Source organism: Siansivirga zeaxanthinifaciens CC-SAMT-1, from assembly GCF_000941055.1.
Classification (GTDB): domain Bacteria; phylum Bacteroidota; class Bacteroidia; order Flavobacteriales; family Flavobacteriaceae; genus Siansivirga; species Siansivirga zeaxanthinifaciens.
The window spans coordinates 1,345,787-1,362,807 of record NZ_CP007202.1 but is presented as its reverse complement, the minus strand read 5'-3'; the positions used below and the strand labels follow the sequence as shown (position 1 = coordinate 1,362,807).

The window sequence follows — 17,021 nt, the reverse complement described above, 5'->3', positions numbered from 1 at the left end:
TTTTTATAGTCTAACCCCAACACCAAATTCAACACCTTCTGCGCGTGCCCCATGCGATTTCAGCGTCATCGTTCCAAACCACTTTTCGTTTAAATAGCGCTTTAACCCAACTCGCACATAGGTTCTCCCTTCAAAATCGAAAGGATAATACACATAATATCCCAGCTGGGTTATTAACGAGGTTCGGTTTACAAATAATTCATGACCAGCAAAAATGCCCACACGTTTATAATCTTCATCTCCCGAGAGGTTTTCTTCAGGAAACGCTACACTTTTAAAATAAATATGCTCTTTTAAAAATCTAGAGAAAAACACATCGGTACCAAGTTGCAGGGAACTCTTTACATTAATTCGCTTGTCTGCATAAGCCGAAAGTACAACAAAAGGATATTGCCCACTACCAATAACATCGCTTTCATTTAAACCACCTCTCACCACAAAATTATACTTTATGGGCTCTGTAAATTTCTCTTTAACACCGTCCAAAGTGGTTACATATTCAGGTTCATTAGCATCCAGATTATAAGTAACCCCTAAATTAACAGTTATGGAATTGGTACCGTTATTAGGCGATTTAAAATTAGCATTCGAATAGTGAATTAAAGACACACCCGCCTGAACACCAAACTTATCGAAAATACGTTCTTTTTTATAATTCAGCATTACAAAGGTGCTGCTTAACAAGCGCGTACCAAAAGCAATATTTCTATAATTAGTTTCCTTATCGTAAGGGTTGGTGGTATAACCCATGCCCTGCGCAATTCGAAACATTAAATTCCTATTCAAAAAATAAAAATTGTAGTGTGCGTAAAGCGAGTAATTATTACCTAAAACATTATTTTTAAGATTTTGGTAAATAAACGTCGCTCCATAATCGGGGTAATTATAACGTTGTTCCCAATCGTTATAACCAAAGGTTTTCTTATTCCAACTAACAATAACCCCTTCAGGATGCCCATTAATTAAATGCAGAATACTGTTATTATGCAGGGCAATATTTCCTGTAAAATAATTAAAATCTATATATGAAGCATGTTGCTTTTCCTGAGAAAAACAAAGTACCGTAAATATTAAAAAAATGTAACTTAAAAATTGCTTCATTAAAAATTGCCGATAGGGCTTAGTATAAATTATAATTAAAAGAGCTGCGAAGCTATGGCTTTAATATTATCACTTTTACCCATAGAATAATAATGTAAAAATGGCACACCCGCTTCTTTTAACTCTCTCGATTGTTGTATGGCAAACTCAATACCCACCTGTCTAACCGCATTATTATCTTTACAAGCCTCAACCGCATCAATTAAATCTTCAGGTAAATCAATTTTAAAAACCTGAGGTAAAATTTGTAGGTGTCGTTTAACGGCTATAGGCTTAATTCCGGGAATAATTGGCACAGTAATTCCCATTTCTTTAGCCTTTTCAACAAAATCAAAATACTTTTTATTATCAAAAAACATTTGGGTCACCACATAATCGGCACCCGCATCTACCTTAGCCTTTAAACGTTTCAGGTCGTTTTGTAGCGATGGCGCTTCCATGTGTTTCTCAGGATAACCAGCAACACCCACACAAAAATCGTACTTGTGTTCAATTTCTACATTATCATGTAAATATTTCCCTTTGTTTAAATCTGAAATCTGCGCAACCAATTCACTTGCAAAAGCGTTACCATCCTTTGTTGGAATAAAATAAGGCTCATCCTTTCTCGAATCACCGCGCAAGGCCATAACATTATCAATCCCTAAATAATGACAATCAACCAACACATATTCGGTTTCCTCTTTTGTAAAACCACCACACAATAAATGCGGTATCGCATCCACCTTATACTTATGCATAATCGAAGCACAAATACCAACTGTTCCCGGGCGCATACGAGTAATACGCTTATCTAAAAGGCCGTTACCTTTATCGATATAAACATACTCCTCTCTCGAAGTCGTTACATCTATAAAAGGCGGATTAAACTCCATTAACGGGTCGATATTATTGTATAAATCCTGAATATTTTTCCCCTTTTGCGGCGGTATAACTTCAAACGAAAACAATGTTTTTCCGTTAGCTTTCTTTATGTGATCTGTTACTTTCATTACTTATTTTTTGTCATTCCCGCGAAGGCAGGAATCTCATCAATATTTATCTATTTGTTTTTTTGGGCGTTACCACAAGGGTCGCGCTTTCCGTTGCAAGTCCGCGCTCGTACCTCGCTGTGGGCTTTTCACTGCAATCGCTAACGCGGGCTAACCAGCAAATTTTTTACAAACTCATAATCTTCGTCGTATTCCCAATAAATCCATCTACCATCTACATAATCGGTTAAAATATATTTTTCACTAACCGATTTAATTCTAGAAACAGCAATTATTTTTTTCGATAACACATGCGAGGTTACCGGCTCTAATTGCTCCTTATTTTTGCTATTATACCCATGAGATATCACATAGCTTCCTAAGGTTAATTCTATAAATTCTTGTGCCATTTCTAAAACTATAAATTGGGTTTTAAACTAATTATTCGTCGGCAATATTGGGGTGCAACCATTTTCTGGCCACATCCTTTCCAATGCCTTTTCTAACTGCATAATCGGTAACTTGGTCGTCGGTAATTTTGCCCAAACCAAAATACTTAGCCTCCGGATTCGCAAAATAATATCCCGAAACCGCAGCTGCTGGCCACATGGCTAAACTTTCGGTTAAAGTTACACCAATAAGTTTTTCAACCTCTAATAAATCCCAAATGGTTTCCTTCTCTAAATGGTCGGGACATGCAGGATAGCCTGGTGCCGGACGAATACCTTTATAGCTTTCTTTTATTAAATCTTCAGTTGTTAACGCCTCTTCCGAATCGTAACCCCAATGTTTCGTTCTAACCTGTTTATGTAAATATTCGGCAAAAGCTTCGGCAAACCTGTCGGCTATCGCCTGAGCCATAATGGCATTGTAATCATCGTCTTTTGCTTTGTAGCTATCGGCTAATTCCTGGGCTCCAAAAATGGCAACACAAAAGGCGCCTATGTAGTCTGTTTTACCCGTACTTTTTGGTGCAATAAAATCTGCTAATGCTATATTTGGTATACCATCGCGCTTGCTTAATTGCTGACGCAATGTTCTAAAAACAGCAACCTCTTTCCCCTTTTTCTGAACCGAAATATCGTCATCATGAATGCTATTAGCTTCAAATAAACCAAAAACAGCTTTGGGTTTTAATAACTGTTTCGCAATAATTTCACTAAGCATTACTTTAGCATCTTCAAACAACTGAGTTGCTTGTTCGCCAACAATCTTATCGGTTAAAATATCTGGATATTTACCATGCAAATCCCAGCTTCTAAAAAAAGGACTCCAATCGATATAAGGCTCTAATTCTTTTAAGCTTAATTGCTTTAAAATTTGAACACCCAACTCGTTAGGCTTTACAATTTGAGAGGCTTCCCAATCTATTTTAAACTTTCTTTTGCGTGCTTCAATAATAGAAATATACGATTTCTCTTTACCACGTTTTAAAAATTTGGTTCTAAACTCGTCATAATCCTTTTTCATGGCAGCAACATAATCACGAGATGTTTTTTTGTTTAACAAATCGCCAACAACAGTTACGGCACGAGATGCATCGTTTACATGCACTACAGCATGATTATACTGCGTATCAATTTTAACAGCTGTATGCGCTTTCGATGTGGTAGCACCTCCAATTAACAACGGGATTTCGAAATTTTGACGCTGCATTTCCTTGGCCAGATAAACCATTTCATCTAAAGATGGTGTTATTAACCCCGATAAACCAATAGCATCTACACGTTCTTTAATGGCGGTTTCAATAATTTTTTCAGGTGGCACCATAACCCCTAAATCGACTATTTCGTAGTTATTACAAGCTAAAACAACACTCACTATATTTTTACCAATATCGTGCACATCGCCTTTAACGGTTGCCATTAAAACCTTTCCTACAGGTTCTTGCTTATCGCCTTTTTCGGCTTCAATAAACGGATTTAAATAGGCTACCGCCTTTTTCATTACGCGAGCCGATTTTACCACTTGCGGCAAAAACATTTTTCCAGCACCAAATAAATCGCCCACTACGTTCATTCCAATCATTAAATGACCTTCAATAACATCGATTGGTTTTTTTGCTTGTTGTCTGGCTTCTTCAACATCTTCAATAATAAAAGCATCAATCCCTTTTACTAAAGCATGAGTAATACGGTCTTGTATTGGGTTTTCTCGCCAAGATAAATCGACACCCTTTTCTATTTTAGACCCCTTTACTGTTTCGGCAAAATCTAATAAACGTTCGGTGGCATCGTCGCGGCGGTCTAAAATAACATCTTCTACATGTTCTAATAAATCTTTAGGAATATCGTCATACACTTCTAAAAGCGCCGGATTTACAATACCCATATTCATACCCGCCTGAATCGCATAATATAAAAATACCGAATGCATAGCTTCTCGAACGCCATCGTTCCCTCTAAACGAAAACGATACGTTACTTACACCACCACTTACACTCACATTGGGTAGGTTTTGACGCACCCAACGGGTAGCTTCTATAAAATCGATGGCATTTCGGCGGTGTTCTTCCATACCAGTTGCCACGGGAAATATATTTAAATCGAAAATAATATCTTCGGAAGGAAAGCCTACTTTATTAACTAAAATATCATAAGAACGTTTACAAATTTCAATACGTCTTTCATAATTATCGGCTTGTCCAACTTCATCGAAAGCCATAATAACAACGGCCGCTCCATAACGTTTTATTTGTTTGGCTTCCCAAATAAACTTCTCCTCGCCTTCTTTTAAAGAAATTGAGTTTACTACACATTTACCCTGCACCACCCGAAGTCCGGCTTCAATAATTTCCCATTTAGAACTATCTATCATGATAGGCACACGAGAAATATCGGGTTCGGCAGCAATTAAGTTTAGAAAACGTACCATAGACTCTTTTCCGTCTATAAGTCCGTCGTCCATATTGATATCAATAATTTGTGCCCCACCATCAACTTGATGACGCGCAATTTCCAGAGCTTCATCAAATTTTTCTTCTTTTATAAGTCTTAAAAACTTTCTAGATCCAGCTACGTTTGTACGCTCTCCTACATTTATGAAATTGCTGTTTTCGTTTAAAACCAAAGGTTCTAAACCAGACAATCGCATGTATTTTCTCTGGTTGTTGGTTTCAGTAATCATAATTTTTTATAATAATTAATAAAACCGTTTAACAGTTTTTTGTTTAATATCACTTTTTCTAATATTTCTTTTAGCTCTTGTTCTGAAATATATTCCAAATCAAAAGATAAATATAATTGTGTTTCTAATTCTTGTAAAGACCCTTTTGCAATATGAAGAAACTGAATAGTTTCTTTGCTAGATTGCCTGCCAACGCCTTCTGCTATATTAGACGGAACAGAAATAACAGATCTTCTAATTTGGTTTGTTAAGCCATATAACTCTTCTTGAGGATACGATTTAGTAAGGTTATAAACCAACTTAACCATTTCCCTAGAATATTTCCAAACATCCAAATCGGTATAATTCATCCTTCCGTTTTATATCCATCAACCAAAAACTAACAACTAACAACCGCTTTACGTGGTTTATATTTGGCTGCAATGTCTGCAATAACTTTAATATGCTCTGGCGTGGTGCCACAACACCCGCCAATAATATTTATTAAATTCTTTTTTAAATATTCTTCTATTTGTTCGCCCATTTCTTCTGGAGATTCATCGTACTCTCCAAAAGCATTTGGCAATCCTGCATTGGGATGTGCAGAAATAGCAAAATCGGTTTTATTTGCAATGGCTTCTAGGTGAGGTTGTAACAAATTAGCCCCTAAAGCACAATTAAAACCTACAGATAATAATGGAATATGCGATACTGAAATTAAAAAAGCTTCGGCTGTTTGCCCAGACAATGTACGTCCTGAAGCATCTGTAATGGTTCCGCTTAACATAATAGGCACATCGATATTTCGAGCTTCTTTTACTTCTTCAATAGCAAACAAAGCGGCTTTAGCGTTGAGCGTATCGAAAACGGTTTCCACTAATAATATATCGGCGCCACCATCTAACAAAGCTTCTACTTGTTGTTTATAGGCTATTCGTAATTCATCAAACGTCACGGCTCTGTAACCCGGATCGTTTACATCTGGCGACATACTGGCCGTACGGTTTGTAGGCCCAATAGACCCTGCAACAAAACGAGGCTTGTGTGGTTCTTTTGCTGTAAAAGCATTAGCAACTTCTTTGGCAATTTTAGCAGATTGGAAATTTAATTCGTAAACTAAATCTTCCATTTGATAATCTGCCATGGCAATGGTTGTTCCCGAAAATGTATTGGTTTCTACAATATCGGCACCTGCCTCAAAATACTTAGCGTGTATGGTTTTAATAGCTTCTGGTTGCGTAAGAGATAGCAAGTCGTTGTTACCTTGTAATGGCGTTGGATAATCTTTAAAACGCTCACCTCTAAAATCTTCTTCGGTAAATTTATAGCGTTGTAACATAGTACCCATAGCGCCATCTAGCACTAAAATACGTTCCTGTAAAGCTTGTTTTATGTTTGACATTTTGATTGTTTAATCTATATGTCATCAAGAAAAGAAAAAAGACTTTCCGTTATCTTTCCAATATTTAAAAAATATCAGTAGAACGTAGCACCTTCTTTAAGAGCTAAAGGGTTGCCAAGGCTTCACCGGGTCTATTCCCTCTACCTTTCTTGATAACAATATTAATACGTTTATGAACTAGTGCGCAAAAGTACTATACATTTTTTTAATTTCACACTAATTCGTTAAAAATCGAGGGTTTTATTCGAAAAGAGACGATGATAAATACCGGTCGCCACGATCGCAAATAATAGCAACAATAACACCAACATCGATAGTTTCAGCAATTTGTAAAGCGCTAAAAACAGAACCTCCACTGCTCATTCCCGCAAATACACCTGCTTCTTTAGCCAAGCGTTGGGTGGTATTTTTCGCATCCTGTTCGCTTACATCTACCACGATATCGACCTTGCTTCTGTTAAAAAATTTAGGCACATAATCGGGCGACCATTTTCTAATCCCCGGAATTTTAGCACCATCGGCAGGTTGAGCTCCTACGATTGTAATATTATTGTTTTTCTCTTTTAAATATGTTGAAACTCCCATAATTGTTCCTGTTGTTCCCATGGCAGAAACGAAATGCGTGACTTCGCCATTTGTATCCTCCCAAACTTCTGGACCCGTAGTTTTATAATGCGCTTTCCAGTTATCGTCGTTTTCAAACTGATTTAATAATACATAACCTTTTTCATCGCGCAGTTTAAAAGCCAAATCTCTAGAGCCTTCAATGCCAGTATCGGCAGGTGTTAAAATAACCTCAGCACCATAAGCACGCATGGTTTTAACGCGTTCTTCGGTTGAGTTTTCGGGCATAATTAAAACCATATGCAATCCGAATAGATTGGCTATAAAAGCTAAAGCAATCCCTGTATTACCACTTGTGGCTTCAACTAAATAACCGCCTTTTTTAATATCACCGCGTTTTAAAGCTTCAGAAATCATATTAAAAGCAGCACGATCTTTAACGCTTCCTCCCGGGTTATTACCTTCTAATTTTAAATATAATTTTACACCTGCTTTTGAAATTAAATGACTTGCATCTACAAGCGGTGTGTTTCCTATTTGATTTAATATGCCTTTAATGGATGCCATTTTTTTTGGGTCTTATTTTTATTTCGGTTTGATAGGTAACTAAAGAATTTTCTGGAACAGATTGTGTTATCCAGACGTTGGCGCCAATGGTACTGTTGGCTCCAATAACAATATCGCCTCCTAAAATAGTAGCGTTGGCGTAAATGCAAACATTATCTTCGATGGTTGGGTGTCTTTTTACTTTTGCAAGTTCTTTACTTACTTGAATACCTCCCAAAGTAACACCTTGATAAATTTTTACATTGTTCTTGATAATAGATGTCTCGCCAATAACAATTCCGGTACCGTGGTCGATGTAAAACGACTCGCCAATGGTGGCTCCCGGATGAATATCGATACCAGTGATACCGTGTATGTATTCACTCATCATTCGAGGTAAAATGTAAACGCCTAGCTTATGCAATGCATGACTTAAACGGTAAATAGAAATGGCATGAAATCCCGGGTAAGCCATGTAAATTTCTGCTAATGAGTGGGATGCTGGATCGTTGTTTTCAAAAGCAATGGCATCTAAATCTAATTTTCTTCGAATTTCGGGAAGTTCATTTTTAAACGATTTCCATATATCGTCACCGTTTTCTATTTCTAATTTAGATAAAATTATAAGAAATGTTCTTTCTAAATATTCACTGTGTTTTTCTTCGTGTTCTTTATCAAACAGCGAATAAAACAGCCGTTTTGTAAATGTCTTTACAGTATCTTTTAAGCAAACATTGTAACTTTTCATGTTATGGAAGCTTTATTAAGCGTGTTAATTTTAGGTCTTAAATGTAAAACTAAAACGGTTTTTAATTTTGTTTTTTTTTATAAAATTTAAATCCTACACAGTACTTACTATGTAGGATTTAAGGTTTATTATAATACAGATTAAATTATTTTATAGATTGTACCACTGCTTTAGGCGCCTCTTTACGAGTACCATCGAAACCATCGATACCACTAACTGTTGTATATTTTAAAACATACTTTTTACCCGGATTGATAATACGGTATGCCGCTTGGCACATTAAGGTTGCTTCATGAAACCCACAAAGAATTAATTTTAATTTCTCTGGATAAGTATTAACATCGCCAATGGCAAAAATACCTGGTATATTGGTTTGATAATTTAATGAGTTATCTACTTTAATCGCATTTTTTTCAATTTCTAATCCCCAATCGCCTATAGGACCTAATTTTGGAGATAAACCGAATAATGGAATAAAGTGGTCGGTTTCTAGAATGGTATCTTCACCATCTTTTGTAACAGTAAGAGCTTCAATTTTACCATCGCCATGAAGTGCAGTTACTTCGGCAGGTGTAATTAAGTTTATTTTACCAAGTTCTTTTAATTCGCCAACTTTTTCAACAGAATCTAACGCGCCTCTAAACTCATTACGTCTGTGAATTAATGTTACTTCTGAAGCTACATCGGCTAAAAAGATACTCCAATCTAAGGCAGAATCGCCACCTCCAGAAATAACAACACGTTTATTTCTGTAAACTTCTGGATCTTTTATAAAATACTCTAGGCCTTTATCTTCATAATCCTCAATGCCGTCTAAAGCTGGTTTTCTTGGTTCGAAAGAGCCTAAGCCTCCAGCAATAGCAACTACGGGTGCCTGATGTTTTGTACCTTTATTGGTTGTAACAATAAACGAACCGTCTTCTTGTTTTTCGATAGTTTCTGCACGCTCACCTAATGTAAAACCAGGCTCAAATTGTTTCCCTTGTTCTAATAGGTTTTTTGTTAAATCGCCTGCTAAAATTTCTGGAAAACCAGGAATATCATAAATAGGTTTTTTAGGATAAATTTCTGAACATTGCCCACCTGGTTGTGGCAATGCATCAATTAAATGACATTTAAGTTTTAATAATCCAGCTTCAAAAACTGTGAATAATCCAGTTGGTCCTGCTCCAATAATAAGTATGTCTGTTTTAATCATTTTAAGACTCTTTTAATAACTATTTTTTTTCAATTAATCCTTTAGTGAACTCGTTTAGCGTTTCCACTTTCTGTTCGAAATCACCTTTTATTGTTTTTCTATATTCGTTTAGATTCTTTACTAAATCGTCTACATTTTCTGGAATAACATCCTCGAAAAACTGACGCAAACGTTTGGCTGTGGTTGGCGACTTACCATTGGTTGAAATAGCCACTTTTACATGTCCTTTTGTAACAATACCACCCATATAAAAATCGCAATATGGTGGGTTATCGGCGACATTCACTAAAATGCTTCGCTTTCTACAATGTTTGTAAACCTCAACATTTACTTTAGGGACATCGGTAGTTGCAATAACAATATGTTTTCCCTTTAGATAGCGTTTACTATATTTTCTTTTTATTAATTTAACATCGCCTTTTTCAGCCAACGCGATGGTACCTTCTCTAAACATAGGCGACACCATGGTTACGTGCGCATCGGGACTGGATTTTAACAGAAAGGTTAATTTTTCTTCGGCAACATTTCCACCACCCACAATAAGCACGTTTAAGCTTTTTGCTTTTAAAAATATAGGATATAAATTATTCCTTTCTTCCATAGCACCTATACTTGCTTCGATTTAACTTCATTGTAAATTGAAGACAAAACAACGCGTTCTCTAACAACCTCACCTATTACTATAATTGCTGGCGATGCCAGTTGTTTTTCGGCTACAACAGCTTCAATTGTTGCAATCTTACCAATGCCTACCTGTTCATCATCACGTGTTCCATTTTGAATAATGGCTACTGGTGTATCTTGTTTATTAACTTCTGAAAACACACGAACTATTTCATTGAGTTTATGCATGCCCATTAATATAACCACCGTCGCTGTAGATTTTGCAGCTAAAGGAACATCGGTAGATAAATCGTGGTTTTTTGTTGTACCTGTAATAACCCAAAAACTTTCGGAAGCACCACGTTTGGTTAACGGAATACCTTGATAGGCTGGCACAGCAATGGCAGATGTAATACCCGGTACCACATAGGTTTCTATTCCAAATTGAGTTACATAATCTATCTCTTCGGCACCTCTACCAAAAATAAAAGGATCGCCTCCCTTTAAACGTACCACATGTCCTTTTTCCTTGGCCTTTTCAACAATAAGCTCATTTATTTGCTCTTGCTGAAACGCATAACATCCTTTACGTTTACCCACAAAAATTAATTCGGCATTGGCAGAAGCATATTGAAGCAATTCTTCATTAATAAGCGCGTCGTAAAGCACCACATTGGCTGCTTTAATAGCTTTAATAGCTTTAAGCGTTATTAAATCTGCATCACCTGGTCCTGCACCTACTACCGTTAATTTTGGGGTTATTTTGCTCATTTTAAATTTATATAGCTTGCTTATTTAGCTCATTTTGGGCTTCTCGGTAGCTTTTAACTTTATCTAAAAATGCATTAGCATTTTCTATATAGTTAGCAGCAAAATCTTTCGTTGGAGCAAATTTATTAATTTGATAAATTAAATCGGCAAATGAACTCCCTAAATCGATTCTTCCAGTAGCAACAAATAACTCATCAAACTGACTTATAATACCTGCATGTGTATTTGTGCTTTTGTTTTCGGCTAATAACATCGCTTTCGCCGAATTAACTAAAGAACTGTAAGCGTGATAAATAGCATTAGAATACACACTATTATTGAAGGCTTTTTGAGCGTTTTCAATTTTTTCTTCACTTTCAAAAAACAAGGTTGCAATTAAATCGATAACAACACCAGCACATTCGCCAATGCCTATTTCTTTAACATATTCTTCATTGGTTCCCCAATCGATAAAATCGTCTTGTGTTAAATTGGTAACATCTTGAAGATCGTTTAATAAATCGTAAAAATAACGTTCGCCAGTTACTTTGTAATACTCTACAAAGGTTTTTCCGTTGGCGTTTGCTTCAAAATCATTTAAAATTCTACGCAATGCTTCCGGACCTCTTTTACTTGGTACTTTTACTACTTTATCGGCAAAAAGTCCGTTACCATCACCTAGATTTCCACCACCTAATAACACTTGCAATGCAGGAGCTACTAATTTATCTGGCGTACGAACCGTCATCCCTTGAAAACCAATGTTTGCCATGTTGTGTTGACCACAAGCATTCATACAACCACTAATTTTAATAACTAAATCTTCATTTTTTAAATATTGTGGATATTCAGCTTTTAAAACACGTTCTAATTCGTCTGCAATACCAGTACTGCTGGCAATACCTAAATTACAGGTATCGGTTCCTGGGCAAGCTGTAATATCTATTGCTTTATTGTATCCTGCTTCAACAAATCCTAATTTTTCTAATTCGGTGTAGAAAAAAGACACTAAATCCTCTTTCACAAAAGGAATAACAATATTTTGGCGCAATGACAAACGAATTTCTCCTGCAGCATATTTTTCAACTAAATTGGCTAATAACCTTGCTTTATCTGTATAAAAATCGCCAAGTAGCACTTTTATTCCTATGGCAACATACCCTTCTTGTTTTTGAGGAATTAAGTTCGTCGATTTCCATAAATTGAATGCATCAACATTGTTAATTTCAACCTGAGGCGCTTCAACCGAAACGGGTTTAGAAGCTACATAAGCATCGGCATCAATAGCAACCGATTTATGTTCGATGGCATTTTGTTCTTCATCAACCAAAGCTTTAAAACCATCTAATCCTATATCTTTAATTAAGAATTTCATACGTGCTTTTGCGCGACTTTTACGCTCACCATGACGATCGAAAATTCTTAACACGCCTTCCATGGTTGGAATAATTTTATCGGTTTCAATAAAATCATATAATACATCGGCATGACGCGGCTGCGAACCAAGTCCACCACCAATCATAACCTTAAACCCACGAACGCCATTTTTAATTTTAGCTATAAAACCTAAATCGTGCATGTATGATAGTCCCGTATCGTCATCTGAAGATGAGAACGACACTTTAAATTTTCGGCCCATTTCCTGACAAATAGGGTTTCTTAAAAAGAAACGAAACATGGCATCGGCATAAGGCGATACATCGAAAGGTTCGTTTACATCGATACCAGCTAACTCTGATGCGGTAATATTACGCACCGTATTTCCGCAGGCTTCTCTCAGGGTAACATCGTCTTTTTCTAATTCTGCCCAAAGCTCTGGTGTTCTATTTAAATCGACGTAATGAATTTGAATATCTTGACGTGTTGTAATATGCAAACGCCCACGAGAATACTCATCTGAAACATCTGAAATTCGTCGTAATTGATTGCTTTTTACTTTTCCGTAAGGTAATTTTATACGAATCATTTGAACGCCTTCCTGACGCTGCCCGTAAACACCTCTGGCTAAACGAAGACTTCTAAATTTTTCTTCATCAATTTTACCATTGTGAAAAAGCTCAATTTTATTTGCTAATTCTATAATATCGTTTTCTACAACGGGATTTTCTATTTCTGTTCTAAAACTTTGCATTTTACTTTAGTTTTAATGTTGAAAGTTGTTTAGTTGAAACCAAATATTTCGAACTGTTGTCTTTCAAACTTTATACTTTATTATTGAATGAATCCCGCTCCTACGGTATTATTCGTTTGAGGATCGATTAAAATAAAAGACCCGTTTGTTCTGTGGTTTTTAAATTGATCGAAGAAAATAGGCTTGTTTAATTTAAATGTTACCGAAGCAATATCGTTAACAGCCAACTCTGAAACATTTTTATCGATACCCGAGTAATCTGGGTGGATTTTATGGTTTATAGCATCGACTTTACCTAACACCTTATTCACACCATGTTGCACAACATATTTGGCACCTGGAGTTAATTTTTTAGAATCCATCCAACATACGTTGGCTGTAAATTGTTTGTCTACCTGCGGTAAATCGCCTTCTTTAACAATCATATCGCCACGGCTTACATTAATATCGTTTTCTAAAGTAATGGTTACCGAAGAACGTCTAGAAGCCGTTTCATACTTTTGGTCGTAAAAATAAATGTCTTTAATTTTAGATCGGGTTTTAGATGGCAATACAATAATATCGTCTCCTACGCTTAAATTACCACCATAAACCTTACCTGCATAGCCTCTAAAATCGTGAAAATCTTCGGTTTTAGGACGAATAACGTATTGTACAGGAAAACGTGGTGTCCCTACATTATAAATATCTGCTTTATCTAATTGCTCTAAATGCTCTAGCAAAGCTTCCCCTTTGTACCAAGGCATTTTATCTGATTTATTCACTACGTTATCACCTTTTAAAGCACTAACGGGAATAAAAGTTATTTTTTGATCTTGATAATCGCGTTTGCTCATTAATTCTGAAAAATCGGCTTTAATTTTATTGTACGTTTCTTCAGAATAATCAACTAAATCCATTTTATTAATGGCAACAACAACATCTTTTATTCTTAGTAAATTATTAATAAAAAAGTGACGATTGGTTTGCTCGATAACGCCTTTTCTAGCATCAATTAAAATAATAGACGCTTGTGAAGTAGATGCACCTGTAACCATGTTTCTTGTATATTCAACATGACCCGGCGTATCTGCAATAATGTAACTTTTCTTTTTTGTTGAAAAATAAATATGTGCTACATCAATAGTGATACCTTGTTCTCTTTCTGCCACTAAACCATCGGTAGCTAACGAGAAATCTAAATAATCGTAACCACGTTGTTTACTGGTTTTTTCAATAGCTTCTAATTTATCTGTGGTTAAAGATTTTGTATCGTAAAGTATACGCCCTATTAACGTACTTTTTCCATCATCTACACTACCTGCTGTTGCAATTTTTAATACTTCCATTTTATTTTTTGCTTTATGCTTTACGCTTTACGCTTTAAGCAATCTGACTTTATCTTAATTTTTATTTGCTTATGGCTTATTGCCTATAGCTTACGACTAAAAGTACCCTTGTTGTTTACGTTTTTCCATGGCTGCTTCCGAGCGTTTATCGTCTATACGTGCTCCACGCTCCGAAATGGTAGACTCTCTAATTTCTTCTACCACTTTAGTAATGGTGGTTGCATCAGATAAAACGGCTGCTGTACAGCTCATATCACCAACGGTTCTAAAACGCACTAATTCTTCAAAAACTTCTTCGTGAGCATCTCTGTAAACAACCTCGTCGTCTGCAGACCAAATCATGCCATCTCTTAAAAATACATTTCTTTTGTGTGCAAAATAAATAGAAGGAATCTCAATATTTTCGCGCTCTATGTACGACCAAACATCTAATTCTGTCCAGTTAGAAATTGGGAACACACGTACATTCTGACCTAATTCTATTTGGCCATTTAACATATCGAATAATTCAGGACGTTGGTTTTTCTCATCCCATTGTCCGAAATCGTCACGAACTGAAAAAATACGTTCTTTCGCTCTTGCTTTTTCTTCATCACGACGTGCTCCACCAATACAAGCATCAAATTTAAATTCTTCAATAGCATCTAAAAGCGTTGTGGTTTGAAGCTGGTTTCTACTAGCGTATCGACCCGATTCTTCTTTCACTTTACCTTCATCGATAGAATCTTGAACATTTCTAACAATCAATTCTAAACCTAATTCTTTAACTAAACGATCTCTAAACTCAATCGTTTCAGGGAAATTATGTCCTGTATCGATGTGCATTAAAGGGAAAGGTACTTTAGCAGGGTAAAATGCTTTAACGGCCAATCTTACCAATGTAATAGAGTCTTTTCCGCCAGAAAATAACAAAACAGGTTTTTCAAACTGTGCTGCTACTTCTCTTATAATGTAAATCGCTTCGTTTTCTAATGAATTAATATTTGATGTATCCTTAATCATAATATATTTGTCGTTGTTGGTTTTTGGTTGATTGTTGTTGGTTTTTAAAAATCATCAAAATCAACTTTTACCTTTTTACTTTATTTTCTTTTGCTTTTTCCCTTAACCGTGCAAACCACATTCTCTGTTTGCTAAGGCTTTTGTTGGGTCGAAATATTTAAACTCGTTTGGTAAATGGTGCTCTAAAAGGTAAGCATCTAACTGCTCATCTGTCCAATAATAAAACGGACTTACTTTTAAAACACCATCTTTACTCAGGCTAAAGATACCAATACTATCTCTAAACGCCGTTTGACCTTGTCTTAAATTTGTAAACCAAACTTTTGGTTTGTGGGCTTCCATGGCGCGTCTAAACGGTTCCAATTTAACCTGCTCTGTAAACAACGCATGTTCTGGAGCATCAACGCTAGGAATTCCCATTATTACATCGCGATGCGCGGTTGTTTGTTTTGGCACGTATAAAAACACGTTAAGCGCCAAATCTTTAATAACCTGCTCGACATGTCTGTAAGTTTGAGGTGTATTATACCCTGTATCGCACCAAATTACCGGAATGTTTGAAACCACTGAATTTACAGCGTATAAAATAGCTGCTTCGTATGGACGGAAGTTGGTTGTTATTACCGCTTCACCATTTAACTCTATAGCCTTTAAAATAATATCTGAAGGCTGAGCATCTTTTAAAAGCGTATTTAATTCGTTTATTTTATCTTGAGTTATCATATTATAACTTATTTACCCCATTTAATAGAATTCCAGATGCGTTCGTGAAAGAAGTAAAGTACCATTTTGGTAACCAACTCTATAGAACCAATAGAAAATGCTAATGTTAATTCTCCGGTTACAATCCAAGAAATTAAAACAGTATCTAAGGTACCTATAGTTCTCCAACTTAAAGATTTAACAATGCTTCTTAAAGGTTTTTCACCAACAGAATCTTCTTTATAAGTTGACTTCTCTTTGTCTTTTAATAACATCTGTCCGATCATTTTACTAGTTATTATATTAATCCTATCAATTTAATAGGGATTACAAAATTAATACTTTTTATAACATTTCAAACTGAAATTTTAATTTTTTACAAAAAAAAATTAATGGAAGGTAATACCATGAAAAAAGAAGTAAATGGTATTATATTTTGAGAATTACTTATCTCTGGAAGATAAATCCTCTAAAGTGGTGTTTTTAAAAACCTCGAGTGTGCTGTCTCTAACCTGAATCATTAATTTATGAACGCTGCAAGACACTTCGTCTGGACAGTCATCGCATTTTTCGTAAAAATTCAAACTTACGCAGGGCACCATAGCAATAGGCCCTTCAAGAACACGCATGACTTCTGTCATTAAAATTTCGGAAGGTGAATTTCTTAGATAATAACCACCGTGTTTTCCTTTTTTAGACCCTAAGATGCCCGATTTTCTTAATGTAAGCAGAATACTTTCTAAAAATTTTTGTGGAATATTTTCACCTTTAGCAATTTCGCCAACTTGTACTGGCGAGTCACCTTCATTTCTAGCAATGAAGGTTAAAGCTTTTAATCCGTATTTTGTTTTTTTAGAAAGCATCCCGCTA

General features: G+C 35.8%; 17 protein-coding genes and 1 riboswitch. All 17 genes read right to left on the bottom strand.

The genetic code is table 11. The features are described from left to right. Positions 1-3: 3 nt before the first annotated feature. The 17 genes from AW14_RS06000 to AW14_RS05920 all read right to left on the bottom strand — a co-directional run bounded on the left by AW14_RS06000 (position 4) and on the right by AW14_RS05920 (position 17,014). The gene (locus tag AW14_RS06000) at positions 4-1,101 is read right to left on the bottom strand and encodes an acyloxyacyl hydrolase (protein ID WP_044637992.1); all 1,098 of its coding nucleotides are present in this window, start codon (positions 1,099-1,101) and stop codon (positions 4-6) included. Between the two features lie 35 nt (positions 1,102-1,136). After that, positions 1,137-2,093 carry a methylenetetrahydrofolate reductase [NAD(P)H] gene (gene metF, locus AW14_RS05995; protein ID WP_044637991.1) on the bottom strand — a complete coding sequence of 319 codons (957 nt, stop codon included), beginning with the start codon at positions 2,091-2,093 and terminating at the stop codon, positions 1,137-1,139. 140 nt (positions 2,094-2,233) lie between these two features. Then, a complete protein-coding gene (locus tag AW14_RS05990) occupies positions 2,234-2,482 on the bottom strand; it encodes a hypothetical protein (RefSeq protein ID WP_044637990.1) in 249 nt (82 codons plus the stop codon). A 31-nt stretch (positions 2,483-2,513) separates the two neighbouring features. Next, positions 2,514-5,198, bottom strand: a complete 2,685-nt coding sequence (gene metH, locus AW14_RS05985; RefSeq protein WP_084708783.1) for a methionine synthase — start codon at positions 5,196-5,198, stop codon at positions 2,514-2,516. Then, positions 5,195-5,548, bottom strand: coding sequence for a four helix bundle protein (locus AW14_RS05980; protein WP_044637989.1), 354 nt, complete (start codon positions 5,546-5,548; stop codon positions 5,195-5,197). Before AW14_RS05980 ends, metH begins: the two co-directional genes overlap by 4 nt. A gap of 29 nt (positions 5,549-5,577) precedes the next feature. Then, positions 5,578-6,579 carry a homocysteine S-methyltransferase family protein gene (locus AW14_RS05975; RefSeq protein ID WP_044637988.1) on the bottom strand — a complete coding sequence of 334 codons (1,002 nt, stop codon included), beginning with the start codon at positions 6,577-6,579 and terminating at the stop codon, positions 5,578-5,580. A gap of 46 nt (positions 6,580-6,625) precedes the next feature. After that, a riboswitch (SAM riboswitch) is annotated at positions 6,626-6,738 on the bottom strand. Positions 6,739-6,819: 81 nt separating this feature from the next. Beyond that, a complete protein-coding gene (gene cysM, locus AW14_RS05970; protein ID WP_044637987.1) occupies positions 6,820-7,710 on the bottom strand; it encodes a cysteine synthase CysM in 891 nt (296 codons plus the stop codon). Then, on the bottom strand, positions 7,697-8,437 hold the full coding sequence (gene epsC / locus AW14_RS05965) for a serine O-acetyltransferase EpsC (RefSeq protein WP_044637986.1): 741 nt from the start codon (positions 8,435-8,437) through the stop codon (positions 7,697-7,699). The genes cysM and epsC overlap by 14 nt, the downstream gene beginning before the upstream one ends. A 145-nt stretch (positions 8,438-8,582) precedes the next feature. Further along, positions 8,583-9,635 (bottom strand): NAD(P)/FAD-dependent oxidoreductase, encoded by a 1,053-nt coding sequence (locus AW14_RS05960; RefSeq protein WP_044637985.1) that lies wholly within the window; start codon positions 9,633-9,635, stop codon positions 8,583-8,585. 19 nt (positions 9,636-9,654) lie between these two features. Beyond that, entirely contained in the window at positions 9,655-10,236 is a 582-nt protein-coding gene (locus AW14_RS05955; RefSeq protein WP_044637984.1) for a precorrin-2 dehydrogenase/sirohydrochlorin ferrochelatase family protein, read from the bottom strand. Positions 10,237-10,241: 5 nt separating this feature from the next. After that, on the bottom strand, positions 10,242-11,009 hold the full coding sequence (cobA, locus tag AW14_RS05950) for a uroporphyrinogen-III C-methyltransferase (protein ID WP_044637983.1): 768 nt from the start codon (positions 11,007-11,009) through the stop codon (positions 10,242-10,244). 7 nt (positions 11,010-11,016) lie between these two features. Continuing rightward, the gene (locus AW14_RS05945) at positions 11,017-13,119 is read right to left on the bottom strand and encodes a HEPN domain-containing protein (RefSeq protein ID WP_044637982.1); all 2,103 of its coding nucleotides are present in this window, start codon (positions 13,117-13,119) and stop codon (positions 11,017-11,019) included. 80 nt (positions 13,120-13,199) lie between these two features. Further along, on the bottom strand, positions 13,200-14,447 hold the full coding sequence (locus tag AW14_RS05940) for a sulfate adenylyltransferase subunit 1 (protein WP_044637981.1): 1,248 nt from the start codon (positions 14,445-14,447) through the stop codon (positions 13,200-13,202). A gap of 96 nt (positions 14,448-14,543) precedes the next feature. Continuing rightward, entirely contained in the window at positions 14,544-15,449 is a 906-nt protein-coding gene (gene cysD, locus AW14_RS05935) for a sulfate adenylyltransferase subunit CysD (RefSeq protein ID WP_044637980.1), read from the bottom strand. Positions 15,450-15,551: 102 nt separating this feature from the next. Beyond that, positions 15,552-16,172: a phosphoadenosine phosphosulfate reductase domain-containing protein gene (locus AW14_RS05930; RefSeq protein WP_044637979.1), complete on the bottom strand. Its 621-nt coding sequence runs from the start codon at positions 16,170-16,172 to the stop codon at positions 15,552-15,554. A gap of 8 nt (positions 16,173-16,180) precedes the next feature. After that, entirely contained in the window at positions 16,181-16,426 is a 246-nt protein-coding gene (locus tag AW14_RS05925; RefSeq protein WP_154662122.1) for a DUF2061 domain-containing protein, read from the bottom strand. A gap of 168 nt (positions 16,427-16,594) precedes the next feature. Next, a complete protein-coding gene (locus AW14_RS05920; protein WP_044637977.1) occupies positions 16,595-17,014 on the bottom strand; it encodes an RrF2 family transcriptional regulator in 420 nt (139 codons plus the stop codon). Positions 17,015-17,021: the final 7 nt, after the last annotated feature.